This window comes from Devosia sp., assembly GCF_028290435.1.
Lineage (GTDB): Bacteria > Pseudomonadota > Alphaproteobacteria > Rhizobiales > Devosiaceae > Devosia.
Window position 1 is genome coordinate 46362 of the sequence record NZ_JAQGJV010000076.1, and the last position, 14627, is coordinate 60988.

Sequence of the window (14627 nt, forward strand, 5' to 3'; positions counted from 1 at the left end):
GGTGTCTGCAAGTACGACGAGTGGCATCTGGCGACTTCGACAGAGCGCGTCGCTTATTTTGCAATCGCCGCCGGATCAGGCAGCGCGGGCGCGCTCAGGGCATCAAGATGGGTGCGGATATGAGCGGCTTCGGCGGGTGAATTGGCCAGCGCGATGGCGCGGTTGAAGGCGGTGCGGGCGGCAGTTGCATTGCCGAGCTGCTGCAACAAGCCGCCGCGGACGCCGTGGAAATGGAAATAGTTGTCGAGCTGGTCGGCGAGGGGGGCGATGAGGGCGAGGGCGGCTGCCGGTCCGCGGGATTTGGAGACGGCCACGGCGCGGTTGAGGGTGATGACCGGGGACGGCTGGATCACTTCGAGAATTTGGTAGAGGCGATCGATGGCGGCCCAATCGGTGCCCTCGGCGCGCAGGGCGCGGGCGTGCTGGGCGGCGATGGCGGCTTGCACCTGGTAGCTGCCGGGCGTGCCGTGGCGCACCGCCTTGTCGACCAGCGCCAGGCCTTCGGCGATCATGGGGCGGCTCCAAAGGGTGCGGTCCTGTGCGTCGAGCAGCACGATCTGGCCATTGGCATCGGTGCGGGCGGGTGAGCGCGAGTGTTGCAGCAGCATCAGGGCGCAAAGGCCCATGATTTCGGGCTCGGCGGGGAACAATTGCAGCAGCAGGCGGGTGAGGCGGATGGCCTCGTCGCAGAGTTGGGCGGCGGCGGGATCGGCATGGCCGCGCGAATAGCCCTCGTTGAACACCAGATAGAGCATGATGGCGACAGTGCCGAGCCGTTCCTGCCGCGCCACGGCGTCGGGCGGATCGAAGGGCGTGTCATTGGCGGCGACGCGGGCCTTGGCGCGGGTTATGCGCTGTTCCATCGCCGTCTCGCGGACAAGGAAGGCGCGGGCGATCTGCGCGGTGGGAACGCCGGCGACGATGCGGAGCGCCAGCGCGATCTGCTGGTTGGCGGGCAGGTCGGGGTGGCAGCAGATGAACAGCAGGCGCAGAATGTCGTCGCGGTAATGCTCGCCGTCGAGGCGCTCGGCCATATCGGCTTCGGTGTCATCGAGATCCGACAGCAGGTCTTCGGGCGGCAGGGCGACATTGCGGCGGGTCTTGCGGATGGCGTCGACGCCCGAATTGCGGCCGACAAAGATCAGCCAGGCAGTCGGATCGCGCGGTGGACCCTTTTCGGGCCAAGTGCGAATGGCGCGCAGGCACGCCTCCTGGAAGGCTTCCTCGGCGGTATCGAGCTGGCGGAAATAGCGCAACAGCGCACTGACCGCCTGTGGGCGGGCGGCGGCAAGCGCAGCGCCGATCCAGGCATTGTCGGTCATGTGGCCCCGCTTCCTGCCGCGATGGTGTGGGGGAAGAACAGGGAGACAGGGCGCAGTTCATAGGCGCCGATGCCGGGATTGGCCACGGCCAGGTCCTTGGCAAAGGCGATGGCCTCATCGAGCGTATCGGCCTCGACGACGTAGAAGCCGAGGAACTGCTCCTTGGTTTCAGCAAACGGGCCATCGATGACCATGGTGCCGGTGGCGGACTTGCGCAAAGTGGTGGCCGCAGTGGTGGGCAGCAGGCGGGCGACCGGGCCCATCTTGCCCTTGGCAGCCATATCGCCCTGGACCTTGGCGAGACGTGCCATGCAGGCATCGTCCTCCTCCTTGGTCCAGGAAGCGACGGCGTTTTCATCGTTATAGCAGAGGATGGCGTATTGCATGGCGTGTCCCTGTCATGAGGTTATGACGGACGACTATGCCCAAGACAGACACGGCTTGCAGCCTTTTTTGCTTTCTCACCTCGCCCCTCTGGGGAGAGGTGAGGAAGGGTTACGCGATTGGCGGGGATTGACTGCGAGCGATGGTCGCGGTGCCGCCGATGGAGGCGAGGACGATGCAGGCGATGCCGGCGATCTGCGAGGGGCTGAGCCGTTCGGACAGGATGATGAAGCCTGCAATCGCCGCGAGGCCCGGATGGGCGCTGGCGAGGATGGAGAACAGGCGCGTCGGGATGTGGGGCAGGGCGATCATGTCGAGGGTGTAGGGGATGGCGCTGGACAGCAGGGCCACGCCCAGGGCAATTGGCAGGATGGCGGGATCGATGAGGGCCATGCCGGCTTCGGCGATGCCGAAGGGCAGGGCGATGATGGCTGCAAGGCCGACGCCGAGGGCGGCGATATGGGGGCCACCACCGGTGCCGGCGCGCTGGCCGAAGACGATATAGCCGGCCCAGCAGATGCCGGTGGCAAGCGCCAGGGCAATGCCGAAGGGGTCAAGCGCGCCGCTCATCTTGCCGAAGGGCAGGAGGGCGACAAAGCCGAGCAAGGCCATGGCAATCCAGACGAAATCGAGCGGTTTGCGGGAGCCCGCCAGAGCCACGGCGAGCGGGCCGGTGAATTCGAGGGCGACGGCAATGCCTAGAGGAATGCGGGCGATTGCGCCATAGAACAGCAGGTTCATGGCGCCCATGGCGGCGCCGTAGAGCAGTACGGCACGCCATTGGCGGGCGTCGAGCTTATGGCGCCAGGGGCGGAACAGGGCCAGCAACACCAGCGCCGCCAGGGTCAGCCGCAGCGCGGTAGCGCCCGAGGCACCGACTGCGGGAAACAGGCCCTTGGCCAGCGAGGCGCCGATTTGCGTCGCCACCATGCCGAGGGCGATGAGGGTGACGGGCAGGATGATGGAGGACGGGCGCACAGGAAGGCCTTCGGAATTGCGCCGCTGGCCTAGCAGGGTTTGTGGGCAATTCCCACTGCGTCATTCCGGCGACGGGGAGAATCCATTCGTTCTTTTTGTGTTCCCACGCCTTCGCGGCAATGGCGCCGTGCTTTATGTAGGTGCGATAGGTTCCGTGAGTCTGCCTCGCCGCAGCATCGGGCAAGAGGAGGTTGATTATGGAATATCGGTTGCTGGGCCGTTCAGGGCTCAAGGTTTCGGTGCTGACCATGGGCACGATGACGTTTGGCGGCAGCGAGAAGGTCGGCCATACCGACCAGGCCAATGCCAACCGGCAGATCGACCTGTGTCTCGACCATGGCATCAACCTGCTCGATACGGCCAATGTCTACAATGCGGGCGTCTCCGAGGAGATGATCGGCGTGGCGCTGAGCGAGAACGGGCGTCGCGACAAGGCGCTGGTGGCCACCAAGGTGCGCTTCAAGATGGGCAATGGGCCCAACGAGATCGGCCTGAGCCGGCACCATATCGTGGCGCAGGCGGAGGCCAGCCTCAAGCGGCTCAAGACCGATGCCATCGACCTCTATCAGGTGCATGAATGGGATGGGCTGACCCCCATCGAAGAGACGATGGAAGCGCTCGACACGCTCGTGAAGCAGGGCAAGGTGCGCTATATCGGCTGCTCGAATTATTCGGGCTGGCACATCATGAAGGCGCTCGCCGCCGCCGATGCGCGCCACGGACAGCGTTTCGTCAGCCAGCAGATCCACTACACGCTGCATTCGCGCGAAGCCGAATATGAGCTGGTGCCGATCACGCTCGACCAGGGCCTGGGCATCCTGATCTGGTCGCCGCTGGCCGGCGGATTGCTGAGTGGCAAGTATCGTCGCGATGGCGGGCCGGAGGCGGGGCGCCATGTGGGGGGCTCGAAGGAGCCGCCGGTTCCCGATTGGAACCGTCTCTATGATATCGTCGACGTGGTCGTGGAGATTGCGGATGCACGTGGCGTATCGGGCGCACAGGTGGCGCTGGCGTGGGAACTGGGTCGCCCGGGCGTGACCTCGGTGATTATAGGCGGGCGCAGCGAAGCGCAATTCCAGGATAATCTGGCTGCGGCCGAGCTCAAGCTGACGAACGACGAGCGTGCTCGGCTGGACAAAGTCAGCCAGCCGCCGATGCTCTATCCCTATTGGCACCAGACGTTCACCGCTGCTGATCGCGCGGGCCCGATCGACATGACCCTGTTGGCCCCCTTTGTGGAAGAAGACCGCCGTGGCTGATTTTCTGTTTGAACCTTATGCTCCTGCCAGCGTGCCGATTGCACGGGGTGGGCTGTTCGCCGTGCGTCGCATCTATTGCGTGGGGCGCAACTATGCCGAGCACATCCGCGAGATGGGCAATGACGAGCGCGATCCGCCGTTCTTTTTTGCCAAGCCCGCCGATGCGCTGGTGATTGGCGGCGCGGATACGCCCTATCCCAGCCTGACCAGCGATTTCCATCACGAGATCGAACTGGTCGTCGCGATTGGCAAGGATGGCGAGAACATTGCCGAGGCCGATGCGCTGGACCATGTTTATGGTTATGCGGCGGGCATCGACATGACGCGGCGCGACCTGCAGGCCGTGGCCAAGAAGGCCGGGCGGCCGTGGGAAATGGCCAAGGGGTTTGATCATTCGGCGCCGATCGGCTCAATCGAACCGGCCAGCAATATCGGACATCCGGACAAGGGCGCGATTACACTGAGCGTCAATGGGCAGGAACGGCAGCGCGGCGATCTGGGTGATCAGATCTGGAGCGTGGCGGCGACGATTGCCGAACTGTCGCGCTTCGTGGCGCTCAAGGCCGGCGACCTGATCATGACCGGCACGCCTTCGGGCGTTAGCGCGGTGGTGCGTGGCGATGTGCTCGAAGGCAAGATCGAGGGTGTCGGCACGGTTCGGACCAAGATCATCTGATGGTTGAATGGTCGCCCCAGCAGGACGCGGCGCTCGTCGCTGTCGCCGAATGGCTCAAGGACAAGAACGGGCCGCAAGTGTTCCGCCTGTTCGGCTGGGCGGGCACGGGCAAGTCGACGCTGGCGGTGCATCTGGCGCAGGATGTGAAGAGCGTCAAATATGCGGCCTTTACGGGCAAGGCGGCGCTGGTGATGCGCAAGCGCGGCTGCAAGGGCGCGCAGACCATCCATAGCCTGATCTATACGCTGGTCAGCGAAAAGGAAGGCGAGCCGCGCTTCGTGCTGGATCCCGAATCCTCGGCTGCCGACGCCGACCTGATCGTCATCGATGAAGTCTCGATGGTGGACGAGCAGCTTGGACGGGACCTACTTTCGTTCGGGGTCAAAGTTCTCGTGTTGGGCGATCCGTTCCAATTGCCACCGGTGCAGGGGGCGGGCTTCTTCACGGCCGAAGAACCCGATATCATGCTGACCGAAATTCATCGCCAGGCGGCGGATAATCCGATCATTCACCTCTCCATGCAGGTGCGCGAGGGCGGCTTCCTCGAGCGGGGTAGTTATGGCGAGTCTGTCGTGGTCGGCCGCGAGGACGTCGATCGCGGTGCGGTGCTGCTGGCCGACCAGGTGCTGGTGGGACGCAACAAGACGCGCTTGCAATACAATGACCGGCTGCGCGAGCTGAAAGGTTTGCCCTTCCACGAGCCGGTCGAGGGCGATCGCATGGTGTGCCTGCGCAATAATCCGCGCAAGAAGCTGCTCAATGGGCAGATCTGGATTTGCACCGAAGTGACGCGCCGTACCAATGGCAAGTGGAGCCTGCTGATGGCTGATGACGAGGGCAAAGGCGAGACGCGCGTCTTGACGCACAAAGCGTTCTTTTCGGGTGAGGAAGACGCCATGAGCTGGCCCGAGCGGCGGCAATTCGACGAGTTCACTTTTGGCTATTGTCTGACTGTGCACAAGGCGCAGGGCAGCCAGTGGGACGATGTCTATCTGTTCGACGAGAGCTTTGTGTTCCGCGAGGAGCGGGCGCGCTGGCTTTATACCGGCATTACCCGCGCGGCCGAAAAGATCACGGTCGTTTCGTGACCCTGCTGCAAGTCAGTCATCAGACGGTCTACAGCTACGCCACGCCGGTGCGGTTCGGCGAGCATCGCATTCTGGTGCGGCCGCGCGACAGCATGGAGCAGACGCTGGAGCAGTTCAGCCTGCGCATCTGGCCGGAGCCCAAGGTTGTGCGCTGGATTCACGACGTGTTCGGCAATGGCATCGCCATCGCGGAGTTCGAGGGCGAGGCCAGGGAGCTGCGGATCGAGGCCAATATGGTGCTCGATCACACGCCAGAACTGACGCCGGATTTCGAGATCGATACGCGGGCGCGCCTCTATCCGTTCGAGTATGCGGCCGGAGACGCGATCGACCTGGCATCGACGACGCTGCGACAGTTTCCGGAGCAGACCGAAGTCGGCGCCTGGGCGCTGCGGTTCGTCAATGCGAGCGGGGCGACCAATACGGGCAACCTGTTGATGACGATGACTTATGCCATCAAGGAAGGGTTCAAATATCTGCGCCGGCCCGATCCGGGCACGCAGACGCCGGCGGTGACGCTGTCGAGCCGGCAGGGGACATGTCGCGATTTCGCCTGGCTGATGATGGAGGCGTGCCGGTCGCTGGGTTTTTCGGCGCGGTTCGTGACGGGCTATCTCTATTCGCCGGCGCGGGACGGCTATCATCGGGGCGGCGGGGCGACGCATGCCTGGTGCCAGGTGTATCTGCCCGGCGCTGGCTGGGTGGAGTTCGATCCGACAAATGGCATTATCGGCACGCGAGATTTGATCCGGGTGGGGGTGGCGCGGGAGCCGAGGCAGGCGATCCCGATTGCGGGAACGTTTATCGGTAGCAAAGGGGATTATATCGGCATGGAGGTCGAGGTGAAGGTGGAGCGCGTGACCTCGCCGCAGGATAGTATGGGCTGAGCGTTCATTCGTAAACGCGTTTTGACGGCCATCTAGCGCGAGTTTTCTGCGCTCCGCTGCTCACGTACTTGAGTACGCTCCGCTCCCGTGCTCAAAAACTCACGCTATCTGACTCGCCATAACACGTTTCCAAACGAACGCTGCGGCGCGGGGGAAAGTAGAATTAAACCCGCGCCACGCTCACCGCGTCGGTGGTCCATTCCTCGGTCTTGTCGCCGTCGATGGCTTCGCTCCACACCCGGATGGGCATGGAATTGACGTTGCCGTAGATGGTGGCGAAGGCCGTGTCGGCAGCGTCGCGGCCGCAGCCGATGCGGACCATGCCATCGAGCGCGGCCATGCGGGTGGCGTCGAACAGATACCAGCGGTCGCCCAGATAAGCCTCGAACACGGCATGGAAATCCTGCGGCTGCAATTGCCAGGCGTAGCACGAGACAAAGCGGGCCGGGATGCCGAGCGCGCGGCAGAAGGTGATGCCCAGATGGGCAAAATCGCGGCAGACGCCGGCGCGGGTCGAGAAGGTGTCGGCGGCGGTGGTGCTGGTGTCGCTGGAGCCGAACATGTAGTCGACTTCGCTATTGATCCAGTTGCAGATTTCGGTAACGCGCTGGAAGCCGGGCTGGATATTGCCGAACTGGCGGCCGGCAAAGCGGGCGAGCTGGTCGGAGGGGCAATACCGCGACGGATTGATATACGCCATGGTGTCGAGCGGCAGCTTTGCCACCGGCACCTCGCCGATGAAATCGGGCTGCCGGTGCACCGGATCGAGCTCGACAACGGCCTCGTAGCGCAACTGCACCGGGCCTTGCGGCGCGGTGAGGCGGAGATAGCGGTTGCCCGTATCTGCGGCGGTGTTCTCGTCGGCCTCGTATTGGGGGGTGATGGTGAGGGTTTCGTGCAGAATGGACTGCCGCCCGCCGCGCATGGCCTCGATGTTGAAAATCAGCGTTGCCGCGTCATTGACCTCATAGCCGATTTCACAGCCGACATTGAATTTCACGGGCGTTCCTCTGCCATATCGGCGTTAAACACTGGCGACGGGCCGAAGTTCCGAGGTCAGGCGCCCGAAATCTTCATCTCGCGGATTTTGCCATCGGCAAGAACGAAGGTGAAGACGCCCGGGCCGGTGTAGAAGCTGCTGGTCCAGTCGACGTTCAGGCTAATGCGATCTGGCGTCTCTTCGATGACGGAGCCGAAGGTCATGGTGCCCTTGGCGCCGATCAGTTCCTTGTCGCTCCAGCCGCGAATGGCGGTGAGGCCGGAAAAGCGGCGGCCCCAGTCTTCGACAATGCCCGACGGGGGAAAAAAGCCCAGGAAGGCGTCGGTGTCGCCGCCATTGATGGCATCGCGGACCTGAATGAGGATAGGTGGAAGGCTTTCGTGCGCCATTGCAAATCCTCCGGCGTGCTGGTTACGCCATGACAAAGCCGAACTTATCCTGATGTATCGCCTAATGTGAAGGCTTGCGGCCAAACATGCGGGATTGCTCGATTTTCCGACGCCATGCGCTTGCATGCGGAAGGCCGATACCCCATCTTGTCCGTAGAGTTTTAGTTCGACAGGTTTTTACCCACTCCGGAGGCGCCCCATGCAGCATGAAACCCCCCTGATCACCATGATCGTCGCGGGTCTTGTGCTTGCATATATATTTGGGATGATCGCGAACCGGTTCAAGATGCCCCCCTTGGTGGGATATCTGTTCGCCGGCATGCTGGCCGGGCCCTATACGCCAGGCTTTGTGGCCGACCAGGCGCTGAGCGCCGAACTTGCCGAAATAGGCGTGATCCTGCTTATGTTCGGCGTCGGCCTGCATTTTTCGCTCAAGGACCTGTTGAGCGTGCGGGCCCTGGCTATTCCCGGGGCATTGGTACAGATCGCCTTCGCCACACTGCTCGGACTGGGGCTGGCGACGCTGCTGGGCTGGGGCCTGGGCGCCGGCATCCTGTTTGGCCTGGCGCTATCGGTGGCCTCCACCGTGGTGCTGCTTAAGGCCCTGCAGGACAAGCGCCTGATCGAGACTGAAAAGGGCCGCATCGCCGTCGGCTGGCTGATCGTCGAAGATCTCGCCATGGTGCTGGCTCTGGTGCTGATCCCCGCCTTTGCCAGCCTGTCAGGCAATGCCGAAAGCGCCATCCACGATCCCTTCGTGTCGTTCGTCGAGCGCATCCTGGGCATGCAGATCGGCATTTATGGCGTGATTGCACTGACCCTGGTCAAGGTTGCGGCCTTTGTGGGCTTCATGCTGATCGTCGGACGCCGGGCGATTCCCTGGGCCTTGCATGCCACGGCCCATACCGGCTCGCGCGAATTGTTCCGTCTGGCGGTTCTGGCCATTGCGCTGGGCGTGGCGCTGGGTTCCTCGCTATTGTTCGGCGTGTCGCTGGCGCTGGGCGCATTCTTTGCCGGCATGATGCTGGCGGAAAGCGAACTGAGCCAGCGGGCAGCGCAGGAAACCCTACCGCTGCGTGATGCTTTCGCGGTGCTGTTTTTCGTTTCCATCGGCATGCTGTTCGACCCCTCCATTCTGGTCAGCCAGCCGCTGCAGGTATTGGCGACGGTGTTCATCATCGTCATCGGCAAGTCGGTGGCGGCCTTTGCGATCGTGCTGCTGTTCCGTCGACCGGTGGCCACGGCGCTGACGATTTCGGCCAGTCTGGCGCAGATCGGTGAATTCTCGTTCATCCTGGCGAGTATGGGCGTGTCGCTGGCGATCCTGCCCAAGGAAGGGCAGGATTTGATCTTGGCCGGTGCGTTGATTTCCATCGTGCTCAATCCCGTGGTGTTCTGGGCCGTCGAGATGGCCAAGCCGCGGCTGGAGCAGCGGGTAGCGCGCCGTCGCGGCGAGCCCGAAGTGCGGATCGAGCCGGGCGACAATACCGTTGCGGTCGAAGGCGCGGTTGTGCCCGAAGCGCCCGCGGCAGAGGCGCCGGTTTCGGACCATGAGGACGAAGCGCAGCCAACGCGGCAGAAGGATCATACGATCCTCGTCGGTTTTGGCCGGGTAGGTCGCGTCGTCGGGCAGGGCCTCAAGGATGCAGGCGCATCGCTGGTGGTGATCGAGGATTCCGATCACAGCATCGCTTATGCGCGCTCCAAGGGCATCGAAGTGGTTAGCGGCAACGCGGCCAGCGCCGACGTGCTGAAGCTGGCCAACCTGGCGCAGGCCAAGGTGTTGATGATGGCCATCCCCAATGGTTTTGAAGCCGGGACGGTGGTCGAGGTTGGCCGCAAGATCAATCCGGGCATCCGCATTCTGGCGCGGGCGCATTCGGAAGACGAAGAGAACCATCTGCGGCACCTGGGCGCCGACCAGGTGATCATGGGCGAGCGCGAGATCGGCCTGGGCATGCTGGCCTGGCTGCGCGGCGAACGCACCGAGGATATCGTCGACACGGCCCCGGTGCCGCCGGTGGAGCCCAAGCTGGCACCGGTGGACAATATTCTGGAAAAGGCCGCGGCGACCGCTGCGGTGGTTGCGGCCCAGCCCCCGGTCGCGGCCGAGGCGCCCGTGCCGGTGGAACTGGTGGCGACGCTGGAGCCGATCGATGCGGCCGAACCTGCCGCCGTGCAGCCCGCCGCAATGGCGGAAGCCGCGGCCGTGGCGGCACCCGAAAACGTCATCGAATTGCCGCCGCCCGAAGCGCCGGCTGCGCCGCTCGAGGATGTGGCGGTGATCAAGGCGGTCGAGGCAGCGCCGGTTGGGGCGACGGAACCGGTGGTCGGTGAAGAGGCCACTATCGTCGAGGCTGCAACACTGGAAAGCGTCGAGGCGACGCCGGCCGTGGCAGAGACGCCGCAGGAGATTGCCGAGCCCGCCTTGCCTGCCGAAGAGACGCCCGAAGAAGAGGCGGCGGAAGACGAGATTTATGAAGGCAGCCCGGTGATCGTGCCGGAGGCGCCTGGGATTGCGGATGCGGCCCCCGACGAACTCGCGGCTGTGCCTCCGGCCGAGCCGGTGAGCGAGGTGCAGGCCGAAATCACGGCCGAGGCTGAGGCAGAAATCGAAGCTGAGGATGAAGTCTCCGAGGGTAGTCCGGTAGTTTCGCCTGAAGCCGAGCCTGCGCCGGAGCCGAGCAAGCCCGAAGAGTCCAAAGTGCCGCCTGTCGTGCCAGAACCCAAGATTTGAAGGTCACTGAGCTTCGATGATTTCGCAGAAGGCCAAATATGCTTTGCGCGCGCTGGTATCGCTGGCGCGGGCTCAGCGTGGCGCCACGATGATGATCGGCGATATTGCGCGCGAGCAGGCGATCCCCAAGAAATTTCTCGAACAGATTCTTCTGGAGTTGAAGCGCGCCGGGTTTGTGGCCAGCCGGCGCGGGCGGACCGGAGGCTATGAATTGCTCAAGGCGCCCGAGGAAATTCGCTTCGGCGAGGTGCTGCGGCTGATCGATGGGCCGATCGCGCCGCTGCCCTGTTTGTCCAAGATTGCCTATCGCAAATGCGAGGATTGCCGCGAGGAAAGCTCCTGCGAAATCCGGCATGTGTTCGAGCGGGTGACGCTGGCAACGCGGGCAGTGCTCGACAGTACAACTCTGGCGGATTCGCTGCGGCTGGAAGATCTTCCGGTCTAGGCAAAAGAAAAGGGTCGCATTGCTGCGACCCTTCCATGAGTATTCGGCCTCAAGTGCCTGACGATTTCTCGTCTGAAGGAAGTGTGTTCTAGCCGAGGCTTACCCCCGACACGAACACATTATATCCAAGACCCTCTTCGAGCGCCGTAATCTCATAAGCCATTGGATCACCTCCTTCACGTTGGTTGAACATGAGGAAAGCATGCGCCCGTTTTTCCGACCTGTAAATAGGCCCATTTATGAACGAAACGCGAACTAACTATGAACGAACACGGATTATATTTTACGTGATCGACAGTGTGGCGTGAACGACTCAGTTCAGGCGCGCGCCTTTTTGGGGCGCGAGCGGAGCTGGAAGATGGTGGCGGCGAAGACGCCGAGGGCGACGATGCCGATGATGATGGTGGCCAGCGCATTGACGTCGGGCGAGACGCCGAGCTTGACCTTGGAGAAGATCACCATGGGCAGGGTGGACGAGCCGGGGCCGGAGACGAAGCTGGCAATCACCAGATCGTCGAGCGAGAGGGTGAAGCCGAGGAGCCAGCCGGACACCAGGGCGGGCGCGATGATGGGCAGGGTGATGTCGAAGAAGACCCGGGCCGGCGTGGCGCCGAGGTCCATGGCGGCTTCTTCGAGGCTCATGTCGAAATCGGCGAGGCGCGACTGCACCACGACGCACACATAGGCCATGCAGAAGGTGGAATGGGCGAGGATAATGGTGAGCATGCCGCGGCCGGCGGGCCAGCCCAGAATGCTCTCCATGCCGACGAACAGCAGCAGCAGCGACAGGCCGGTGATGACGTCGGGCATCACCAGCGGCGCCGAGACCATGCCGGAGAGCACCGTGCGGCCGCGGAAGCGGCGGAAGCGGACCAGGGCGATGGCGCAGAGCGTGCCCAGCACCAGCGCGATGGTGGCCGAGACGGCGGCGATGCGCAGGCTCAGCCAGGCGGCGCCCAGCATTTGGGGATCGGCGAACAGCTCGCCATACCACTTGGTGGAAAAGCCTGACCAGACGGTGACCAGCTTGCTTTCGTTGAACGAGAACACGACCAGCGAAATGATCGGCGCGTAGAGAAAGACGAAGCCCAGGATCGCCATTGTGGGCAAGAACCAGCCGCGGCGCATTATTTGGCCCTCGCTGTGTCTTGCACGGCGTCCTGCGCCTTCTGCAGCAGCATGATCGGCACCACGACAACGACCAGCATGGCGATGGCCACGGCGGCGGCGCGCGGCCAGTTGGTATTGGTGAAGAACTCATCCCAGAGCACGCGGCCGATCATCAGCGTTTCGGGCCCGCCCAGCAAAGACGGGATGACGAATTCGCCGATGGCCGGGATGAAGACCAGCATCGAGCCGGCGATGACGCCCGGCATGGAGAGCGGCAGGGTGATGGAGAAGAATGTCCGCATCGGGCGGCCGCCCAGATCGGCAGAGGCTTCGAGCAGCGCGCCGTCGAGCTTCACCAGATTGGTGAACAGCGGCAGGATCATGAAGGGCAGGTAGGTGTAGACGATGCCCACATAGACGGCGAAATCGGTCTGCATCATCACCAGCGGCGGAATGTGGAACACCCCCAGGATCTGGTTGATGACGCCATTGCCGCGCATGAAGCCGGTCAGCGCGTAGACGCGCAGCAGGAACGAGGTCCAGAACGGCAGGATCACCAGCATCAGCAGGATATTGCGCCAGCGATCGGACGAGCGGGCGATGAAATAGGCCATCGGAAAGCCGATCAGCAAAGCGAAGATGGTCGAGATGAAGGCGATCTTGATGGAGTTGAGGTAGGCCGCGACATAGAGGCTGTCGGTGAACAGGCGGACATAGTTGGAGAGGTGCAGGGTCAACTGCACGGTGCCGTCCTCGGTGGTGAGGAGATCGGAATAGGGCGGCTTGCCGAATTGTTTGGTGGCGAGAGATATGCCGAAGACGACGGCGAGGGGGACGAGGAAGAAAACGGTCAGCCAGATGGCGGGCGCAGCGATGACGAGGGCGCGGCCGGACAGGCCAACGGCGGCGAAAGCGCGCTCGATGCCGGTCCAGGGACGACGGCGGGGCGGGGCGGGGTTGTCGATGTCGAAGGAGCTCATGTGCGAGCTCCGGCGGCGGGCGCGGAGCTAAAGCCCCTCCCCCTTGAGGGGAGGGGTTGGGGTGGGGGGAGATCGCAAAGAGGGTGGAGATTTGGGACGCCACTCTTGTGGGGGCTTCCCCCCACCCTGGCCCTCCCCTCAAGGGGGAGGGGACCGATCGAGTGTGTGGTGACGTTCGCGCTCATACCGTCAGCACCGAGCCGGCGTCGTTGTGCCAGGTGCAGAAGACCGGCTCGTCCCAGGTGATGGCGTCGGGATTGCCACGCACGGTGTTGGTCTGGGTGACGCGCAGGCGTTTGCCGCTGTCGAGGAGGATCTGGTAGACGCTCATGTCGCCGAGGTAGCCGATGTCTTCGACCAGGCCCTTGGTGACATTGGCGTCGCCTTCGGGGCGTTCGCGGCTGAGGGCGATCTTTTCGGGGCGGATGGCCCACCACAGGATCTGGTTGGGGGCGCAATCGACGCCGTGACCGACGAAGATATCGCAGCCGAGTTCCGCCGAGCGGATGCGGACATGGTCGGCCTCGTCCTCGGTGACGACGCCCTCGACCATGTTGACCGAGCCAATGAAGCCCGCGACGAACTTGGAATTGGGGAATTCGTAGATATCGGTGGGCTCGCCGATCATGGCGATTTCGCCGTAGTTCATCACGCCGATGCGGGTGGCCAGCGACATGGCCTCTTCCTGGTCGTGGGTGACGACGATGAAGGTGACGCCCAGCGTTTCCTGGATTTTGACCAGCTCGAACTGGGTCTCCTCGCGCAGCTTCTTGTCGAGCGCGCCGAGGGGTTCGTCGAGCAGCAACAATTTGGGGCGTTTGGCGAGCGAGCGAGCCAGGGCGACGCGCTGGCGCTGGCCCCCGGAGAGCTGGTCGGGGCGGCGCTTGCCGTAATCCTGGAGTTTGACGAGGGACAGCAGTTCGGCGACGCGGTCGGCGATCTCGGCCTTGGGCAGGTGGTCGCGCTTGAGGCCATAGGCGATGTTCTGTTCCACGTTCATATGCGGGAACAGCGCATAGGATTGGAACATCATGTTGACGGGGCGGTTATAGGGCGCCACGCCGGTCATATCCTGGCCGTCGATTTCGATCTTGCCCGAGGTAGGCTCCTCAAAGCCCGCCAGCATGCGGAGCAGAGTAGATTTGCCCGATCCGGAGCCGCCGAGCAGACAAAACAGTTCGCCCTTGTAGATGTCGAGAGAGACGTCCGCGACGGCGTAAACGTCACCGAATTTCTTGGTGACGTTGCTGATCCGAACGAACGGTTTTGCCGATGGATCGCGCCAGGGCCGAGTGTCAGCAGCAATCTGAGGCTTCTTTGCCATGGCGCGATGTAAACTCTACTCTGGCGGCCATCTGCCGCGATTTTCTGC

Annotated in this window: 13 protein-coding genes and 1 pseudogene; 6 read left to right on the plus strand and 8 right to left on the minus strand. The window is 63.4% G+C overall.

All coding sequences use genetic code 11. The features are described from left to right. Nucleotides 1-53: 53 nt before the first annotated feature. The 3 genes from JWP26_RS17145 to JWP26_RS17155 form a co-directional block, all read right to left on the minus strand. Nucleotides 54-1322, minus strand: coding sequence for an RNA polymerase sigma factor (locus JWP26_RS17145; RefSeq protein ID WP_299730516.1), 1269 nt, complete (start codon nucleotides 1320-1322; stop codon nucleotides 54-56). Next, the gene (locus JWP26_RS17150; protein ID WP_299730518.1) at nucleotides 1319-1708 is read right to left on the minus strand and encodes a YciI family protein; all 390 of its coding nucleotides are present in this window, start codon (nucleotides 1706-1708) and stop codon (nucleotides 1319-1321) included. Before JWP26_RS17150 ends, JWP26_RS17145 begins: the two co-directional genes overlap by 4 nt. 109 nt (nucleotides 1709-1817) lie before the next feature. Beyond that, a complete protein-coding gene (locus JWP26_RS17155) occupies nucleotides 1818-2684 on the minus strand; it encodes an EamA family transporter (RefSeq protein ID WP_299730520.1) in 867 nt (288 codons plus the stop codon). Between the two features lie 197 nt (nucleotides 2685-2881). Here JWP26_RS17155 and JWP26_RS17160 point away from each other — a divergent pair, with 197 nt between their 5' ends. The 4 genes from JWP26_RS17160 to JWP26_RS17175 are packed head-to-tail and all read left to right on the plus strand — an operon-like array spanning nucleotide 2882 to nucleotide 6594. After that, on the plus strand, nucleotides 2882-3943 hold the full coding sequence (locus tag JWP26_RS17160) for an aldo/keto reductase (protein WP_299730522.1): 1062 nt from the start codon (nucleotides 2882-2884) through the stop codon (nucleotides 3941-3943). Then, nucleotides 3936-4619 carry a fumarylacetoacetate hydrolase family protein gene (locus tag JWP26_RS17165; protein ID WP_299730524.1) on the plus strand — a complete coding sequence of 228 codons (684 nt, stop codon included), beginning with the start codon at nucleotides 3936-3938 and terminating at the stop codon, nucleotides 4617-4619. Before JWP26_RS17160 ends, JWP26_RS17165 begins: the two co-directional genes overlap by 8 nt. After that, the gene (locus tag JWP26_RS17170; RefSeq protein ID WP_299730527.1) at nucleotides 4619-5707 is read left to right on the plus strand and encodes an AAA family ATPase; all 1089 of its coding nucleotides are present in this window, start codon (nucleotides 4619-4621) and stop codon (nucleotides 5705-5707) included. The genes JWP26_RS17165 and JWP26_RS17170 overlap by 1 nt, the downstream gene beginning before the upstream one ends. Continuing rightward, nucleotides 5704-6594, plus strand: a complete 891-nt coding sequence (locus tag JWP26_RS17175; protein ID WP_299730530.1) for a transglutaminase family protein — start codon at nucleotides 5704-5706, stop codon at nucleotides 6592-6594. The genes JWP26_RS17170 and JWP26_RS17175 overlap by 4 nt, the downstream gene beginning before the upstream one ends. 163 nt (nucleotides 6595-6757) lie before the next feature. On the opposite strand, the gene JWP26_RS17180 is transcribed toward JWP26_RS17175, so the two are convergent. After that, nucleotides 6758-7594 (minus strand): transglutaminase family protein, encoded by an 837-nt coding sequence (locus JWP26_RS17180; RefSeq protein WP_299730533.1) that lies wholly within the window; start codon nucleotides 7592-7594, stop codon nucleotides 6758-6760. Between the two features lie 56 nt (nucleotides 7595-7650). After that, nucleotides 7651-7983 carry a nuclear transport factor 2 family protein gene (locus tag JWP26_RS17185; protein ID WP_299730535.1) on the minus strand — a complete coding sequence of 111 codons (333 nt, stop codon included), beginning with the start codon at nucleotides 7981-7983 and terminating at the stop codon, nucleotides 7651-7653. A gap of 199 nt (nucleotides 7984-8182) precedes the next feature. Here JWP26_RS17185 and JWP26_RS17190 point away from each other — a divergent pair. Both JWP26_RS17190 and JWP26_RS17195 read left to right on the plus strand, forming a co-directional pair. Further along, a pseudogene (locus JWP26_RS17190) lies at nucleotides 8183-9931 on the plus strand (cation:proton antiporter); the annotation flags it as partial. 805 nt (nucleotides 9932-10736) lie between these two features. Next, nucleotides 10737-11165, plus strand: coding sequence for an Rrf2 family transcriptional regulator (locus JWP26_RS17195; RefSeq protein ID WP_299730540.1), 429 nt, complete (start codon nucleotides 10737-10739; stop codon nucleotides 11163-11165). 318 nt (nucleotides 11166-11483) lie between these two features. On the opposite strand, the gene JWP26_RS17200 is transcribed toward JWP26_RS17195, so the two are convergent. The 3 genes from JWP26_RS17200 to JWP26_RS17210 form a co-directional block, all read right to left on the minus strand. Further along, the gene (locus tag JWP26_RS17200; protein ID WP_299730543.1) at nucleotides 11484-12293 is read right to left on the minus strand and encodes an ABC transporter permease subunit; all 810 of its coding nucleotides are present in this window, start codon (nucleotides 12291-12293) and stop codon (nucleotides 11484-11486) included. Beyond that, on the minus strand, nucleotides 12293-13255 hold the full coding sequence (locus JWP26_RS17205) for an ABC transporter permease subunit (protein ID WP_299730546.1): 963 nt from the start codon (nucleotides 13253-13255) through the stop codon (nucleotides 12293-12295). Before JWP26_RS17205 ends, JWP26_RS17200 begins: the two co-directional genes overlap by 1 nt. A gap of 181 nt (nucleotides 13256-13436) precedes the next feature. Further along, complete coding sequence (locus JWP26_RS17210; RefSeq protein WP_299730549.1) at nucleotides 13437-14579, minus strand: polyamine ABC transporter ATP-binding protein; 1143 nt, start codon at nucleotides 14577-14579, stop codon at nucleotides 13437-13439. Nucleotides 14580-14627: the final 48 nt, after the last annotated feature.

Bases quoted from the DNA above. Each gene is read 5' to 3' on its own strand.
- JWP26_RS17200 (WP_299730543.1), bottom strand. From the start codon at position 12,293: ATGCGCCGCGGCTGGTTCTTGCCCACAATGGCGATCCTGGGCTTCGTC.
- JWP26_RS17185 (WP_299730535.1), bottom strand. From the start codon at position 7,983: ATGGCGCACGAAAGCCTTCCACCTATCCTCATTCAGGTCCGCGATGCC.
- JWP26_RS17205 (WP_299730546.1), bottom strand. From the start codon at position 13,255: ATGAGCTCCTTCGACATCGACAACCCCGCCCCGCCCCGCCGTCGTCCC.
- JWP26_RS17195 (WP_299730540.1), top strand. From the start codon at position 10,737: ATGATTTCGCAGAAGGCCAAATATGCTTTGCGCGCGCTGGTATCGCTG.
- JWP26_RS17160 (WP_299730522.1), top strand. From the start codon at position 2,882: ATGGAATATCGGTTGCTGGGCCGTTCAGGGCTCAAGGTTTCGGTGCTG.
- JWP26_RS17170 (WP_299730527.1), top strand. From the start codon at position 4,619: ATGGTTGAATGGTCGCCCCAGCAGGACGCGGCGCTCGTCGCTGTCGCC.
- JWP26_RS17210 (WP_299730549.1), bottom strand. From the start codon at position 14,579: ATGGCAAAGAAGCCTCAGATTGCTGCTGACACTCGGCCCTGGCGCGAT.
- JWP26_RS17150 (WP_299730518.1), bottom strand. From the start codon at position 1,708: ATGCAATACGCCATCCTCTGCTATAACGATGAAAACGCCGTCGCTTCC.
- JWP26_RS17145 (WP_299730516.1), bottom strand. From the start codon at position 1,322: ATGACCGACAATGCCTGGATCGGCGCTGCGCTTGCCGCCGCCCGCCCA.